The sequence below is a fragment of the Novipirellula artificiosorum genome (genome assembly GCF_007860135.1).
GTDB classification, from domain to species: Bacteria; Planctomycetota; Planctomycetia; order Pirellulales; family Pirellulaceae; genus Novipirellula_A; species Novipirellula_A artificiosorum.
In genome coordinates, this window is sequence record NZ_SJPV01000002.1 from 763,460 (window position 1) to 782,285 (window position 18,826).

Sequence of the window (18,826 nt, forward strand, 5' to 3'; positions counted from 1 at the left end):
CTAATCCAAAAATGTATCGACACCGCCGCTTTTCTTGTCGTCCGAGGATCGATACGCGGTTAGCAGTGCCGAGGGGTCGATCATTCGCCACGCCGGTAAGCTGCCGAAGATCGTGGTGAGTAGCACGCCGCCTCGGAGGGCCCACAAGACATAGCCAACGGTTGCAATCCCCGCGGTCGTGCCGACGGCGCCTACTTGCTCGGTACCGAAGAAGCTTGATTCCTCGGAATCGCCATTGTTCTGTGTCCATTCTTGCCAAACGATCGCCTGAGCTAAGTCCATCACAAGCAATCGGTCCATCATTTCAATCTCAGAGGTAACGCTCTGTTTCAACTGCAGTTGAGTCGAGCGTCCCCAAGAGAACGAGTTTGTATTCGCAGTGCTGGTGATGACGTCGTTCGCTCGCTGTTGGGAACCGCCCGAGTCGTCTTGATAATTGCCTTCCTGTTCTTCGCGTTTGATCTTGTCGGCTTGCGACTCCGCAGAATCGATTGAATTGCCCGAATCGGCTGGTCCACCCTGAAGCTTCTGTTTTGAGTCCTCGTGGTCAGCGAGAGGATCGTCCTCCGTGTCGCCATCGTCGCTGCCGGTACCGCTGTCATCTCCATCATCATTGCCATCCTCATCACCGTCGCTGCTTCCGTCATCATCGTGGTCGTCGCCACCATCGCCGTCGTCGCCTCCGCCAACGACGGCGTTTACGGTGATGCTTACGGTTACCACATTACTGTCTAGCGCCCCATCGTTCGCAACGTAGGTAAAGGTGTCGAGTCCAAAGAAGCCGCCGGCGGGAGTGTAAACGAAGCTTCCGTCGGTGAGCGAAACGAGTACACCGTGTTGTGGCCCCGTCACCAAATTGACCTGTAGCGTATCCATGTCGATGTCGCTATCGTTCAACAAGACTCCAGGATTCACCGTCAATGACTCACCCGCATACATCGTGTAAGCGTCGTCGGTTGCGATGGGAGCTTCGTTGACATCGATGACCTGGATCGTAAAGTCAGCAAAGCTCGTCGATCCGTCACTGGAATCGGCCTGTACGGTGATCGTGTGACTCGAGAGGAGCTCATGGTCCAATGTTGCCGCCGTGGTGATCTCGCCCGTGACCGCATCGATCGCGAACGGGCAGTCGGGGCAGAAAACAATCGAATAGGTGATTGCGTTATTGGTTCCGTCTGCATCCACTGCTTGTGCTGTGACACCGACGACGGTGCCGATCGCAGCGTTTTCATTGACTTCATTGGCGGCGCCGTCGGTGTCGATTGCAGGAGTGACGTCGAATTCGTCGAGATCGCCGATGGCAACCGTGAAGGTCTCTTCGTACGAGGCTCCGAGTGTGTCGGCGACACGGACCGTGATTGAGTGACTGCTAGACGATTCGAAATCAAGCCGGCTCGAGTCGGCGACAAGAATGTTGCCTGACGCATCCATGTTGAACCGTCCGCCCGCGTCATTGGTGAGCGAGTAGGTGAAACTGTCACCGGCGTCGACGTCACGGGATGTGATCGATCCAACGAGTTGCCCGTCTGCGAGATTCTCGTCAATAACCATTCCCGTTGCGTCGAGATCGTGTGGGTTGTCGTTTGCTCCGTGGATCGCGATGGTGATCTGCGACGTCGTCGCGATGCCATGCGGGTCGATCATCGTATAGGTGAAGACATCATCGATCGTATCCGAGGCAGTGCGAAGTGCCTCGACGGTTGGATTGGAGTCGTCGATGTGGTACACGTAGCTACCGTCACTGTTGATGGTGATCGCCCCAAAGTTCCCATTGACACTCGTGCCAACGGATCCCGTAGCGCTAGCGGCAGGTCCCGCGATGACCCCAGTTACCTGGTGTGAATCACTCGTGTCGATGTCAGTGTCATTGGAAAGAACATTTCCGACGGCGGGTGTTCCCGCCGTTGCGTTGCCAAGACCACCTGCCTCGTTCGCCGTCCCACTGTCCGTCGTTGCCACCGGACCGTCGTTGGTTCCGGTCACCGTGATCACAACGTTGGCTTGACTGGTTGCACCGTGGTTGTCTTCCACTTCGTAGATGAAGGCGACGTCGCGAGTTTCGCCGAGAGCCAGATCTTGGAAGTCCGCGCCTGGATCGAAGGTGAAGTCGCCGTTCGACTGGACCACCACGCTACCTTCGCTGGTGTTGGTGACCAACGAATAGGTGTGCGTATCGCTCGTGTCCGCATCCGTTTCGCTCAGCGTACCGTTGACAACTGCACCGTCTTCGCTGGCAGTGTTCGTCCCCGCCTGTGCAACCGGTCCGTCGTTCGTTCCGGTCACGGTGATCACGACGTTGGCTTGACTGGTCGCACCATGGTTGTCCTCGACTTGGTAAGTGAAGGTCACATCACGGGTTTCACCGACAGCCAGATCTTGGAAGTCGGCACCAGGATCGAAGGAGTAATCGCCGTTGCCTTGAACGTTGACGCTACCTTCGCTGGTGTTCGTGATCAGCGAATAGGTATGGGTATCGTTCGTATCGGCATCGGTTTCACTCAGCGTCCCGTTGACAACCGCACCGTCTTCGCTGGCAGTATTTGTACCCGATTGTGCCACCGGCCCATCGTTGGTTCCAGTCACCGTGATCACGACGTTGGCTTGACTGGTCGCGCCGTGATTGTCTTCGACTTCGTAAGTGAAGGTCACGTCGCGAGTTTCACCGACAGCCAGATCTTGGAAGTCAGCACCGGGATCGAACGAGTAATCGCCGTTCGACTGAACCGAGACGCCACCTTCGCTGGTGTTGGTGATCAACGAATAGGTATGCGTATCGTTCGTATCGGCATCGGTTTCACTCAGCGTCCCGTTGACAACTGCACCGTCTTCGCTGGCAGTATTCGTACCCGATTGTGCCACCGGCCCATCGTTGGTTCCGGTCACGGTGATCACGGCGTTGGCTTGACTGGTCGCACCATGGTTGTCTTCGACTTGGTAGGTGAAGGTCACATCGCGGGTTTCGCCGAGCGCGAGATCTTGGAAATTGGCGCCGGGATCAAAGGCGTAATCGCCATTGGATTGGACCGTCACGTTGCCCTCGCTGGTGTTGGTGATCAACGAGTAGGTGTGCGTATCGTTCGTGTCCGCATCGGTTTCGCTTAGCGTCCCGTTGACAACCGCGCCATCTTCGCTGGCGGTGTTTGTTCCTGCCTGGGCCACCGGCCCATCGTTGGTTCCGGTCACGGTGATCACGACGTTGGCTTGACTGGTCGCGCCGTGATTGTCTTCGACTTCGTAAGTGAAGGTCACGTCGCGAGTTTCACCGACAGCCAGATCTTGGAAATCGGCGCCGGGATCAAAGGCGTAATCGCCATTGGACTGAACCGAGACGCTACCTTCGCTGGTGTTGGTGATCAACGAATAGGTATGCGTATCGTTCGTATCGGCATCGGTTTCACTCAGCGTCCCGTTGACAACTGCACCATCTTCGTTGGCAGTATTTGTTCCCGCCTGGGCCACCGGCCCATCGTTGGTACCCGTGATCGTGATGGCAACCGTCTCGGTGTCACTTAGCGGTGTTCCACTATCGTCCGTTGCGCTAACGGTGTACGTCAGCACCAAGGTTTCACCAGCGGCTAAGAAGTCGAACGCTTCGCTGCCTGAACTAAAGTCCCAAGTCAACGTGGCGGACGTTTCGGTGTTGTCGAGAACGGTTGTTGGCGCCACCGACAAGAAACCTTCCAACGTCGCAGTGTTCAGCGAGCCCGGCACACTGCCAGATCCTGTTCCGGTGACTGCAACCGAATTCACGGCCGCGATCACGGTGTCGCTCTGATCGACGTCGCTAACGGTGAATGTGCCACTGGTGGAGAGGCCCGCGTCGGTTTCCGTCAGACCCACCGAGGCGGGTCCACCGGTAATGATTGGTGCATTGGCGGCACCTTGAACCGTGATGACTACACTCTGGGTGTCGGTGGCTCCTTGGCTGTCGGTGACCTGAATAGTGTAGGTCAGTGTCAGCGACTCGCCGGGGGCGAGATAGTCAAAGGCTTCACCTCCGGAATTAAAATCCCAAGTCAATTGATCCGCTATCTCGGTTGCATCGAGCACATTGGTGGTCGACGCGAGCATTGCCAAGAGTGCCGTATTGTCGGATCCCAGTCCGTTGGTGGTTCCGCTGGCGACGACGCCCGTGACGGACGATCCAACGACATCCGTTAGGTCTGCATCAAGGACCGAAAGTGTTCCACTACTTGTCAGCGTTCCACTATTCTCGGTCAGCGTTTCCGCTGCGCTGTCACCGGTGTCCACGAACACATCGGGCGTGTCATTGGTACCGGTGATCGTCACCGTTACCGCCGCGGTGTCGCTGAGTGGCGTGCCGTCGTCATCGGTCGCACTGACCGTGTACGTCAACACCAACGTTTCCCCATCGGCCAGGAAATCAAAGGATTCGCTGCCAGAATCGAAATCCCACGTCAATGTGTCGGTCGTTTCACTGCCGTCGAGAATCGCCGCTGGCGAGACCGACAAGAAGGACTCCAGTGTCGCATTGTCTAGCGATCCGGGAACGCTGGAGGATCCCGTTCCAGACACGGCAACGGAATCCACCGCAGCGGTCACGCTATCGCTGTGGTCCAAATCGGTGACCGTCAGCATCCCCGTGCTAGTCAGCCCCGCATCGGTTTCGGTCAGACCAACGGAATCCGGGCCATCGGTGATCTCTGGCGCGTCAGCGGTGCCGTTGATCGTGATCACCACGTTTTGTGTATCGGTCGCACCCTGGCTATCGGTGATTTCGATGGTGTACGTCAGCGTCAGCGATTCACCGGTGGCGAGGTAGTCAAACGATTCGCCACTTGAGTTGAAGGACCAAGTCAGCGTGTCGGTCAGTTCGGTCGCGTCGAGCACGTTCGCCGTCGAGGAAAGCATCGCCAGTAGCGCTGCGTTGTTCGATCCTAGGCCGCTGGTTGTGCCGCCTGCGACCACTCCCGTGACATTCGACGTCACCAAATCAGTCAGATCCAAATCATCGACCGTCAACGTGCCCGTGCTGGCCAGCGTAGTGTTGGTTTCGGTCAGCGTTTCCGCTGCACTGTCACCGGTGTCCACGAACACATCGGGTGTGTCATTGGTACCGGTGATCGTCACGGTCACGTTCTCGGTGTCGCTCAGCGGCGTGCCATCGTCATCGGTGGCACTGACCGTGTAAGTCAACACTAACGTTTCGCCATCGGCTAAGAAATCAAAGGCTTCGCTGCCACTGTCGAAGTTCCAAGTCAACGTGGCGGTGGTCTCCGTGTTGTCGAGAATCGCCGCTGGTGAGACTGACAGGAAGGATTCCAGTGTCGCATTGTCTAGCGATCCGGGAACGCTGGAGGATCCCGTTCCAGACACGGCAACGGAATCTACCGCTGCGGTCACGGTATCGCTTTGGTCCAAGTCGGTGACCGTCAACGTTCCGCCGCTGGTCAGCCCCGCATCGGTTTCGGTCAAGCCAACCGAATCAGGCCCATCGGTGATGACGGGTGCGTCAGCAGTCCCGTTGACCGTGATCACCACGGTTTGCGTATCGGTCGCACCATGGCTATCGGTGACTTCGACAGTGTAGGTCAGCGTCAGTGTTTCGCCGGTCGCGAGGTAGTCAAACGATTCTCCACCCGAGTCGAATCCCCAGTTCATAGTGTCCGTCAGTTCGCTCGCATCAAGCACATTGGCCGTGGAGGAAAGCATTGCTAACAACGCAGCGTTATCCGACCCAAGTCCCGCCGTCGTTCCACCAGCAACGACTCCCGTGACACTGGAGGTCACCAAATCGGTCAGGTCCAGATCATCCACCGTCAACGTGCCGGTGCTGGTCAGCGTGGTGTTGGTTTCGATAAGCGTCTCGGCGGCACTGTCACCGGTGTCCACAAACACATCTGGCGTGTCGTTGCTGCCGGTGATCGTCACGGTCACGTTCTCGGTGTCGCTCAGCGGCGTGCCATCGTCATCGGTCGCACTGATCGTGTAGGTCAACACAAGCGTTTCACCATCGGCGAGGAAGTCGAACGCTTCGCTGCCTGAATCAAAATCCCAAGTCAGCGTGGCGAAGGTTTCCGTGTTGTCGAGGATTGGCGTTGGCGCGACGGACAAGAAAGTCTGCAAGGCGGCATTGTCGAGCGTTCCGGGAACACTGGCGGATCCCGTGCCAGACACGGCAACTGAATCAACGGCGACCGTCACGCTCTCACTTTGATCCAAATCGGTGACCGTCAACGTACCACTGCTGCTTAGTCCCGCATCGGTTTCGGTCAAGCCCACCGAATCAGGCCCATCAGTGATAACGGGCGCGTCGGCGGTGCCATTGATCGTGATCACCACGTTTTGTGTGTCGGTCGCACCTTCGCTGTCAGTGACTTCGATGGTGTAGGTCAGCGTCAGTGTTTCGCCACTAGCGAGGTAGTCAAACGACTCGGCTCCCGAATCAAAACCCCACGTTAGCGTGTCAGTCAATTCGGTGGCGTCGAGCACGTTCGTCGTCGAGGAGAGCATCGCTAACAACGCAGCATTATCCGACCCAATCCCCGTCGTCGTTCCACTCGCAACGACTCCCGTGACGCTCGACGTCACCAAATCGGTCAAGTCCAGATCGTCCACTGTCAACGTGCCGGTGCTGTTCAGCGTTGTGTTCGTTTCAGTCAGTGTCTCAGCGGCACTGTCACCCGTGTCGACAAACACGTCGGGCGAATCATTGGTGCCCGTAATCGTCACCGTGACGGTTTCAGTGTCACTCAGCGGTGTGCCATCGTCATCGGTCGCGCTCACCGTGTAAGTTAGCACCAACGTTTCCCCATCAGCTAGGAAGTCGAACGGTTCGGTTCCCGAGTCGAAGTTCCAGGTCAACGTCGCAGACGTTTCCGTGTTGTCCAGAATTGCCGTGGGGGAGACCGAAAGGAAACTCTCCAACGTTGCATTGTCGAGCAAGCCCGGCACGCTTCCTGAACCCGTCCCGGCTACCGCGACCGAATCGACCGCAGCGGTGACGGTGTCGGTTTGGTCGGCATCGCTGACGGTAAAGGTGCCGGTGGCGGTCAAGCCCGCGTCGGTTTCCGTCAGACCGACCGCGTCGGGTCCGCCGGTAATGATCGGCGCATTGGCGGCTCCCTGAATCGTGAGCACGACGGTTTGTGTGTCGGTCGCGCCCTGACTGTCCTCGACCTCGATCGTGTAAGTCAGCGTTAGCGATTCTCCCGTGGCCAAATATTCAAATGTCTCGGAGCCCGAATCGAAGTCCCAGGTCAATTGATCAAGCGTTTCAGTGGCGTCCAAAACATTGGCGGTCGACGAGAACATCGCCAGCAAGGCCGCGTTGTTCGACCCCAACCCTGCCGTTGTCCCGCTGGCGACCACCCCAGTGATCGATGACGTGACCAAGTCAGTGAGATCGGTGTCGGAAACGGAAAGCGTTCCGGTGCTGGTCAACGTGGATCCGTCTTCGGCGAGTGTTTCAGCGGCGCTGTCACCGGTGTCGACAAACACATCGGGCGAATCGTTGGTGCCCGTGATCGTGACGGTGACCGTTTCGGTGTCACTCAGCGGCGTGCCATTGTCGTCGGTGGCGCTCACCGTGTACGTCAGGACCAGTGTCTCGCCGTCGGCCAAGAAGTCAAACGCTTCGCTACCGGAATCAAAATCCCAAGTTAATGCCGCGTTGGTTTCGGTGTTGTCCAGGATCGCCGTTGGAGAAACGGATAAATACGATCGCAACGTCGTATTGTCGAGCGATCCCGGGATGCTGGAAGATCCGGTTCCGGTGATTACGACCGAATCCACCGCTGCGGTGACGTTGTCACTCACATCGACGTCACTGACGGTCAATGTGCCACTGCTGGTCAAGCCCGCATCGGTTTCAGTTAGACCGACGGAATCAGGGCCGTCGGTGATGATCGGAGAGTCGTTGGTGCCGTTGATGGTGATCGTCACGTCTTGCGTGTCGGTCGCACCGGCGATGTCGGTGACCGTGATCGTGTAGGTCAGCGTGAGCGACTGGCCATCGGCAAGGTAGTCGAAAGATTCGCTGGCCGAGTTGAAGGCCCATGTCAACGTGTCCGACTGTTCGGTGTTGTCCAGGACGTTGGCGGCGGACGTCAGCATGGCCAGTAGTGCAGCGTTATTGCTACCTAGTCCGGTGGTATTGCCGCTGGCCACAACACCGCTGACTGCGGATGTCACCGTATCGGATAGGTCCAGATCCGTGACGGTGAGTGTCCCACTCGTGGTGAGCGTCATGTCGGTTTCGGTGATCGATTCGTCGGCACTGTCGCCGGCCTGAACGGAGATGACCGGCTCGTCGTTGCTTCCTTCAATCGTGACGGTAATTTGAGTGGTAGACGTGGCACCGTCTGCATCGATGGTCGTGTAGGTAAAGACGTCATCGATCGTCTCGGATGAGTTGCGAAGTGCTTCGACGGTTGCATTAGCGTTGTCGACCGTGTACGTGTAGTTGCCATTCGCATCGATGTTGATGCTGCCATAGTTTCCGGTGACGTCGGAGCCGACGTTGCCGCTGGCTGATCCCGCTACTCCCGCCACGACGCCATCCACGTTCTTGGAATCGCCCGCATCGACATCGGTGTCGTTGGTCAACACGTTGCCGTTTGGGTTCGTTCCAGAGGTGCCATTGGCAACTCCGCCCGCTTCGGTGGCTGTTGCCGTGTCGAAGTTTGCGACGGGCGTGTCGTTGGCACCGCGAATGGTCAGCGTGATCTGCGTTGTCGACGAAAGTCCGGCGGCATCCTCGGTCGTGTACGAGAAAACTTCGCTGAGCGTGTCGCTGGACGTTCGTAGGGCTTCGACGGCGGCGTTGGATTCGTCGATGACGTAGGTGTACGAACCGTCGGACTGAATCGTGATCGAGCCGTAGCTACCCGCAACCGCCGTACCCGCACCGCCGGCGGCTGAAGCCTGCACTCCAACGGCGACGCCAGTGACGGTGTGGGTGTCACCGGAATCGACTGGATTGTCGTTGGTCAGCACGTTGCCGGTTGCATTGTTGCCGGTGGTTCCGTTGGCAACGCCGCCGGATTCGTCGGCTGTGCCTGCGTCGGAAATGGCAACGGGTGCGTCGTTGGCACCTTCGATGGTCACGGTCACCTGTGTCGACGTTTCGGCGCCCGACGTGTCCTGGACCGTATACGTGAAGACGTCGGTGAGCGTGTCGCCGGAATTCAGCAACGCTTGAACGGCCGAGTTGCTGTTGTCGACGGTGTAGGTTGCCGAGCCGTCAGAAGCAATCTGAATGCTGCCATACAACCCCGCGACGCTTGATCCGACGCTACCGGATGCTGACGAGACAGTCCCCGCCGCGACGCCCGAAACCGTCTTGGTGTCACCCGCATCCACGTCGGTATCGTTGGCAAGCACGTTCGTGGTCGGATCGGTTCCTGCGGTTCCGTTGGCAGTTCCGCCAGCCTCGGTGGCCGTCATCGTGTCGGCGGTTGCCACGATCGCGTCGTTGGACCCCCGAACGGTGACGTCGAGCTGGGTGGTCGACGTTAGCCCGTCGGTGTCTTCAAAAGTATAAGTGAAGGTGTCGGTCAAAGATTGACCGCTCGTCCGCAATGCTTGCACCGTGGCGTTGTTGTTATCGACGGTGTAAACGTACGAACCGTCCGATTGGATCGTGATCGAGCCGTAGTTGCCGGAAACCGCCGTGCCTACATCGTTGGCGGCTGAAGCCTGGACTCCAACCGCGACGCCAACGATGGTCATGGTGTCGCCGGAATCGACATCCGTATCGTTGGAGAGCACATTGCCGCTGGGGTTAGTACCCGCGGTGCCGTTGCCGACGCCACCAGCCTCGAACGCAGTCGCCGTATCGACAACTGCGACCGGCGTATCGTTGCCCCCTTGAATCGTGATCACGACTTGAGTGGTGCTCTGTGATCCGGCCGTGTCGGTGACCGTGTAGGAGTACGTTTCCGTTAATGTGTCGGACGTGGTTCGCAGGGCTTGGACAGCGGCGAGCGATTCATTAATCGTGTACGTGTAGCTTCCGTCGTTGTTGATGACGATGCTGCCGTAGTTACCTGCGACCGATGCACCGACGCTTCCCGAAGTCGATGGTTGGACACCAAGCTGAACACCGACAACGGTTTTCGTGTCGCCCGAATCCACATCCGTGTCGTTGGTGACCAGATTGCCCGTCGCATCGCTGCCGGCGGTGCCGTTGTTCAGACCGCTGGATTCGACGGCGGTGCCGACGTCAGCGATGGCGATGATGGCATCGTTTTGGCCGTCGACGGTAATGGTCAACTGGGTCGTGGAAGTATTGCTGGCATTGTCTTCCATCGTGTACGTGAAGACGTCGGTCACGTGATCGCCGGAAGTCCGTAGTGCTTCAACGGCCGGATTGGTGTTGTCCAGCGTGTAGGTGAAGTCGCCGTTGGCGTCGATCACGACACTTCCGTACGTACCGACGACGGTCGTTCCCACATCGCCGGATGCGGTTGGGGTCGTACCAGCATCGACCCCGATGACGGTCTTGCCATCATTGGACGAATCGTTGGTCAAGACGTTGCCCGAGGGATTGGTTCCCGGCGTCGCGTTGGCGACTCCGCCGGATTCCACCGACGTGTCCATATCGGCTTCGGCAACAGGCAAGTCCGTCCGTCCGTCGATCGTGATCACGATTTGAGTGGTGGACTGCAGTCCCGCCGTGTCCGACATCGTGTACGAGAACGTCTCGGTCAAACTCTGGCCGTCCAGAAGACCATCCACTGCCGCGTTGTTGTTATCAACCGTGTAGGTGTAACTGCCGTCCGAATTGATCGTGATTTCGCCGTAGTTTCCGGTGACCGTGCTACCCACGTTACCGGTCGTCGACGTTTGCACGCCCGCATCAACGCCAACGACGGTCTTCGTGTCGCCAGCGTCCACGTCGGTGTCGTTGATCAGAACATTGCCGGTCGGATCGGTGCCCGAGATATTGTTATTGATCCCCGAGGCTTCGATGGCGGCCGCCGTATTGGCGACGGCGACAGGAGCGTCGTTCTGACCGGTGATCGTGATGGTGACCTCCGCAGTCGAGTCGGCACCGGCGGCGTCGGTCATTGTGTACGTAAAGACTTCGCTCAGTGTGTCGCTAACCGTTCGCAAAGCTTGGACGGCGGCGTTGTTTTCGTCGACCACAAAGGTGGCGTTTCCGGAGGCGTCGATGGTGAGCGTTCCATAGGTTCCCGCGACGCCGGAACCGACGTTTCCAGATGCGACCGATTGAGATCCCGATTCGACACCGATGACGGTTTGAGCCTCGCCACTGTCGATGTCGGTATCATTGGCCAGGACGTTTCCCGTTCCGTTGGAACCCGCTGTTGCATTGGACACTCCACCGGATTCGACGGCGGTCAGGTTATCATCCACAGCGCCGGGATCGTCGTTTTGGCCCTGGATCGTGACCGTGATCTGAGTCGACGAAGTTAATCCGTCGGTGTCGGTCATCGTGTACGTGAAAACGTCATCGAGCGTGTCGCCGGATGTTCGCAGGGCTTGGACGGCTGCGTTGTTATTGTCGACGATGTAGCTGTACGATCCGTTTGAATTAATTGTTATCGCACCATAGGTTCCGGTGACGCCTGCGCCGATATTTCCGGCGGCTGAAGCCTGGACTCCAACCACAACCCCGGTAACGGTCTTGGTGTCGCCCGCGTCCACGTCCGTGTCGTTGGTCAAGACGTTCCCGGTCGGATTGGTGCCGGCGTCGGCATTGGCCAGCCCACCGGCCTCCACTGCGATTGCATTGTCAGTCACCGCGATGGGTGCATCGTTCTGACCGTCGATCGTGACAACAATCTGAGTCGACGAAGTGGCACCGCCGTTATCGGTGACGGTGTAGGTGAAGGTGTCCGTGATCGTGTCGCTGCTAGTTCGCAGTGCCTGAACAATCGCGTTGGTTTCATCGACAACGTAGGTGTAGCTGCCGTCCGCGTTGATTATGATGGCACCGTAGGTTCCCGTGACCGATGTTGCCACGTCGGTGTTCGCCGAAGCAACGGTTCCCGCCGCAACCCCCGTCACGTTCAGCGTATCGCCAGGGTCGATTTCCGTATCATTGGCCAGCACGTTGCCGCTTGCGCCCGAACCAGCGGTCGCGTTGGCAACACCACCGGCTTCGCTCGCCGCGCCGGTGTCGGCGACAGCAATCACGGCGTCATTGACGGCAGTGACCACAATGGTTGCGGTCGCCTCCTCGGTGGAGAACTCGTTCACTCCGCCCTGCAATCCCGTCGGATCCACCAGACTGGGCGAACCGAAGCTGGAACCGCTAGATGTGGTTTGATCCCAGCCGATGAAGCCAAAGGTGGCTGTTTCACCGTCAATTGTGTCGGGGGAATAGCGAACTTGGCTTGTCGAAGTCAGCAACAATGCATTGATGGTGGAAACCGATCCAAAGTCAGTCCAATTGGTTCCGTCGGTCGAGTATTGCCAAGTTCCGTTGCCCGTCGTTGAGGTGACAGCCAAGCCAGAAAGTGGGGAGGCGTCGATGTCGTTGCCACCGGCGCTGGCGAAGATCGACGCGACACTACTGGCGACGGAGATCGTGTCTTCGTTCGTCCCCGCAAGATCGACGTTGGATCCGTCGGTGAGTGTCGGCGCATCGTTGACCGGATTGACGGTCAAGCGGAAGGTCGAATCTACCGATTGGCCGTAGGGATCGGTGGCTCGGATCGTAATGTCCGCAAATCCATTCTCATTGGCTGCGTGGGTGAAGGTGTAGGTCTTGGAAGTGTTGTCATACGAAACACCCGAGAACAACGCGGCGTTGGTGTTACCGATGACGGAGTAAGTCAGGTCACTGTCCGCATGTTCGCTGTCGGAAAACGCAGCGGACAGATCGATCACCGTCGGTACCGCATCCTCATCAACGGTCATATCGCCGATCAAGCCGGTCGGGTCCGTGTTCAAGAAAACGTCGACCGCACCCGTGGGAGTGTCGTAGTGGTCGTACGCCGTGAAGCCGACTCCATCGTTAATCAGCGTGATCGTATTCCAGGTGCCGGTCACGCTGGTGGAGGTCAACAGATCGTCCAGCATCCCACCGACAGTCATGCCGTTGAGATCCAGTGCGAGTTCAGAGGTCGCGTCAAGCGTCAAGTTGCCACCTACCGCGATGGACTCATAGATGCTCGTGGAACTTGCCGCTAATGAAACGGCGCCACTATTCTGGACGGTCAAATCGTTGGTGATGGTTCCGTTACCCTCGACGGTACCTCCATCAACGACCACATCACCGGCCGTGGTGATTGTTTGGCCGCTGAGATCAAGCGTTCCCGCTTGGACGGTCACGTTTTGGCCGGATCCGTTGAGGACGAGGTCATCGGCTAGAAAAACGACCCCCGTCCCCTTATTGATCGTGATGTCACCATCGGACAGATCGTCACCCGAGATGGTCTGGGTGCCCGTGCCGTTGAGTGTCAATCGAGCATCGCCGCTGACACTGGTATCAGACGACGTGACGTTGCCCGCGACTCGAATTTCGCCGACATTCAAGGCGTTGACGCTGGTGATCGTCAAGTCGCCGCCCACGTTCAAGACACCGGAGATGTTTTTGCTGTAACTGGAATCAAAGATGACATCGTCGAAGTTGATCGACGACGCAGTGATGGTTCCCGAGTTGTTGCCGAACGTGATGGCGTGGGTCAGGTCAGCGACGCTGCCGGCGATGTGATTCAAAATTCCGTTGATGGTCAGGTCGCTGCCGAAGGTCAGCGTGCCCGACGCTTTGTTGATCGTTAGGTGTTCGGCTTTGGCACTGCTGTTGCTCGCCAAGACCGTCTGGTTGCCGGTTCCGTCAGCAATGATCATCGTCGTGCCGCTGTAACTGTCATCGCTGTAGGTGATGTCGCCTGCAACCGTGATCTGTCCGCCGTTCAGCGTGCCCGCATTGGTGAACGTGAAGTTACCGTCGACGTCCAGCGTTCCGACGATAACGCGTGATCCCGCGACGGTACTGTTCAAGATCACATCGTCAAACGTCGTCGAACCTGCGTCGATGGTGGTGTTGTGACCTTGGAACTCGACGGTTTGTCCGTTGGTGTCCCATCCGCCGGATGTGTACGTGAAGTTGCCGCCAAGCTCGATGTCGTCGAGCAGTTGAACGGTGCCGAAGGCTTTGTTGATGACCAGGTTGCCCAGTTCGCCGGCACCGCCACCGGTCGAAATCATTTGGTCGGCGGTTCCATCGATCGTCAGTACGCTGGTGCCCGACCAAACGCTGTCGATCGTCGTGATGTTGCCTGCTGCGGTCACACCGGCACCGTTGATCGTGACGGCGTTGGTGTAAGTCAGGTCGCCGTCGATGTCGAGGCCGCCGATGATGGTGACGGTGTTCAAGTTGTTGAATTCGAAATCGTCAAACGTGATTCCCGACGCGTCAACGGTTTGGGCAGACGTTCCGGATACGCTGACTTCGTGGCCATCGAAATTGACCGACCCTTGGTTGTGCGTGAAATCGCCAGCGAAGGAAAGGTCGCTCAGGAGAGTCAGCGTGCCGACGTGATCGATCTCGATGTTGTCGATCTGTGCCGACGTTTGCAGGCTTCGATCGCCCGTGCCATCAAAGTACAGCGTCGAACCGATCGCGCTTAGCGTACCGCCAGAATGGATGAAGTCATCGGCCAAATTCATCACGCTGCCATCGATCGACAGCGTCCCGCCGGTGACGTTGACCAATCCGTCCATGTCGACGGTTTGTCCGTTTGTGTCGACGGTTCCGTCAGCAACGGTCAAGTCACCCGAGTTGTCAAGCATTCGTTCGAACGAGAGCGTCCCGGTGTATCCCGAGTTGACTTGAATTTCGCTGATCGCTCCGGCAAACGAGGCGTCCAGCGTGGAGTCCTTGGCGCTGGTCGCATCGAACACCACGATGTCGTCGGCTTCGGGAACCAAGTCATGATTCCAATTGTCTGCATCGGTCCAATCGTTGGTCACGCCGCCGCCGTCCCAAACGAACGTACTCTGTCCAGGAGTGACGGTAATTGCGACCGTCGTTGAATCCGTCAACGAACCATCGTCGACCAATACCGCCAACGTCGCAGCGCCGTTGTAACCGCCTTCTGAATCGTAAGTCAGACCGTCCAGAGCCGCATCGATGTCCGCCACGCTACCACTGAATTGAAGTGTTCCGTCACTTCCGTCGCTGTCGATCAGGGTCAGGCCGGTGGTCTGAGCCAGTGCGATCGTCGCGTGATCCGCGGTCAGCGTCACGGTCAAGTTGTCGCCATCGACGTCGTTGGTGTCGATCAGCCCAGCACCACTGGTGTTGAAGGTCAACGAACCACTCTCGGCAACCGTTGCGTTCGCCGGGCCGGTGACCTCGGGAGCGTCGTTGATATCCGTGACCGTCACGGCGATGTCTTGCGTATCGGTACCGCCGTATCCGTCAGAAACCTGAACCGTCACATCGTAGACGTTGTCGGCTCCCGAATCCGTGGCAACCTCATAGTTCGGTGCCGTGTTGAAAGTCAACACGCCGGCCGAGGTGATGGTGAAGTTCGCCGCATCCGCCCCGCCGATGATCGAATAGGACAGCGTCTGTGCCGGAAGATCTGCATCGGACGCGGTTACGGTCGTTACGGCCGTTGTGTTTTCAGTCACACTGATTGACGCGTCCGTGTTACCGCCATCACTAGTAATCGTTGGATCTGTATTCGGATTGCCAAACTCCAGGCGACTGTCCATGGTCGTGGCGTCGTATGCGAACCACACGCTGTCGCCAGAGGCCCCCGACACGACTAACTTGACCCCAAGATGGTGTCCCGCCACGACTGAATAATTGACGGTGCCAAAGTCAATTGTTTTTTGCTCCCAAGCGAATCCGTCACCCCAGCTGCTGTCGCTGACCGAACCGGATGCGATAACGGTCCCGCCGGATTCCGTTGTCGCGGTCGAAAGGTCCATCAGGTACGCTGTGACCGTGGCGTTCTTGCCCTGTGCGACATCGGTCGTCTGGGCCGGATTCATCCCGTCCTTGATGTCGCTCCAGAAGATCAACTGAACCGGATCGTTTGCGATATTGACCGCTCCCGAGACTACCCAAGTATGGTGTTTGGTATCGTCTGTTTCATTGGCCCCACTTCCTCCTTTGTCGACTACCAGCCCTTTGTAAGAATCACGGCCCGGATCGAAATTGCTGAGACTCGTGTCGACTGGTGCCGTCGTCGACAAATCAGAGAACGGCGGAGTGGTGTCACCTTTTAGGTAGAGCGTCGTTTGGTCAGCGTCGTTCGTGACAGTGACCGCGATGTCTTGTGAATCAGTGAGCGTGCCGTCGCTGACCTGGACCGTGACTTCATACACATTGTCGCCACTGGCATCGGACGGGAACTCAAAATCGGGCGCAGCAAGGAAGGTTAGTATTCCTGTGGAACCGTCAATCGAGAACCGTGTCGCATCGGCGCCTCCGATGACACTGTAAACGGGGACGCCTCCATCAGGATCGCTGGAAGTTACCGTGGTCACGGTGGTCGTGTTTTCCGAGATTGACACGGTGGCCGTGGGGCCACCCGCGTTGCTCGTAATCTCCGGTGCATCATTGACTCCGGTGATCGTCACGGCGACTGTTTCGGTGTCACTTTGGGGCGTCCCATCATCATCCGTTGCACTGACGGTGTAGGTCAGGATCAGCGTTTCGCCGTTTGCCAGGAAATCAAACGACTCACTTCCGCTATCAAAGTCCCAGGTCAGCGTGTTGGTGCTTTGCGTTCCATCCAGAACGGTTATTGGGCTGACCGTTAGAAAGCTTCGTAGCGTGGCATTGTTGAGCGATCCCGGGACGCTTGCCGCACCCGTTCCGCTCAGCGACACCGAGTCGACCGCTGCGGTGACGTTTTCGCTCTGGTCCAAATCGGTGACGGTCAATGTACCCGTGCTGGTCAGGCCCGCATCGGTTTCGGTCAGTCCAACCGAGTCCGGTCCGCCGGTAATGACCGGCGCGTCGTTGGTGCCATTGATGGTGATCACGATATTTTGGGTGTCGGTCGCCCCTTGACTATCGGTGACGGTGATCGTGTAGGTCAGCGTCAGCGATTCACCGACGGCCAAGTAATCGAATGACTCACTAGAGGAGTTGAAGTTCCAAATCAGCGTGTCGGTGATTTCGCTGCCGTCGAGCACGTTGGCGGTGGAGGTTAACATCGAAAGCAATGCCGTATTGTCGGACGCTAGTCCCGTGGTGGTCCCACCGGCGACGACGCTGCTAACGGTCGACGTGACGGAGTCAGACAAGTCGAGATCGCCCACGGTCAGGGTGCCGCTGCTCGTGAGCGTGCTGTCGGTTTCGGTGATCGATTCCGCGGCACTGCCACCACCAATTGTCACGTCAGGTGTGTCGTTGGTGCCGTTGATGGTGATCACGACATTTTGGGTGTCGGTCGCTCCCTGGCTGTCCGTGACGGTGATGGTGTAAGTCAGCGTCAAGGATTCACCAGCGGCTAGATAATCAAACGCTTCACTGGCGGAATTGAAATCCCAGGTCAATTGGTCGACGGTTTCAGACCCGTCGAGGACCGTCGCTGTTGATGTCAACATCGCGAGCAGTGCCGCGTTGTCGGACGCCAGCCCGGTAGTTGTTCCGCTGGACACGACGCTGCTGACGGTCGATGTCACGGTGTCGGAGAGGTTGAGGTCGGTGACGGTAAGCGTTCCCGTGGTGCTGAGCGTGGTGTCGGCTTCGGTTAACGCCTCGGCGGCGCTATCACCGGATTCGATGGTGATCACGGGCAGGTCGTTGGCCCCGGTGATCGTGATGGTGACCTCTTGAGTGTCGGTGGCTCCTTGGCTGTCGGTGATGGTGATCGTGTAGGTCAGCGTCAAGGATTCGCCATCGGCCAAGTAGTCAAACGACTCGCTGCCCGAGTTGAAGTTCCACGTCAGCGTGTCGGTCAATTCGCTGGCGTCCAGGACATTGGTGGTCGAGGACAGCATGGCCAGTAGTGCCGCGTTGTTCGATCCAAGTCCCGTCGTCGTTCCGCTAGCGACAACGCCCGTAACGTCGGAAGTCACCAAGTCGGTCAAGTCCGAATCACTCACCGTCAGTGTGCCGCTGCTGGTCAGCGTTGTGTTCGTCTCGGTTAGTGATTTGGCAGCGCTATCGCCGCCACCGACGCTGATATCGGGCGTGTCATTCGTCCCGGTAATCGTGATGGTCACCGTTTCGGTATCCGACAGCGGCGTGCCGGCATCGTCAGTGGCACTGAGGGTGTAAGTCAGAATCAACGTCTCGCCATCAGCCAAGAAATCAAACGCTTCCGCGCCGCTATTGAAATCCCAAGTCAACGTGTCGCTGGTCTCGGTGCCGTCCAATATCGCCACTGGAGAAACCGTTAAAAAGCCTTGCAGAGTCGCGTTGTCTAGTCCTGCGGGAAGGCTGCCCGATCCGGTGCCACTGACCGCGACCGAATCCACCGAGGCAGTGACGTTGTCGGTGACGTCTTGATCGCTGACGGTGAACGTACCACTTCCGATCTGTCCGGAGTCCGTTTCGGTCAGGCCCAATGTATCGGGACCACCGGTGATGATCGGCGCGTCGTTGAGGTCATTGACGTTGACGGTTAGATCTTCCTCATAGAACAAACCGTCCGCATCGGTCGTGCGAACGCGGACGACATACGAGCTCTGCGATTCACGATCAAGCACTCCATCGGTCAAGATCAGCGAATCGCCGCTGATCGAAAACACCGCTTGATCGGCTCCACCCACCACCGTGTACGTGAACGTGTCGCCCGCGTCGGCATCCGTCGTCGATAGCGAACCCAAGTTGTGACCGCCCGACGTATCGGTATGCTCGTCGACTGCGAACGAGTTCGGTGCGATGTCCGACGGCGTGACATTCACATCGTATTCGTTA

At 58.0% G+C, this 18,826-nt stretch carries 1 protein-coding gene (only partly in view); it reads right to left on the bottom strand.

Annotated features, from left to right (window positions below; all coding sequences use genetic code 11):
* On the bottom strand, nucleotides 1–18,826 hold the 3' portion of the coding sequence (locus Poly41_RS08720; protein ID WP_197231165.1) for a VCBS domain-containing protein. 16,031 nt of this gene lie beyond the right edge of the window; only the last 18,826 of its 34,857 coding nucleotides appear in the window; its start codon lies off the right edge, out of view; its stop codon occupies nucleotides 1–3.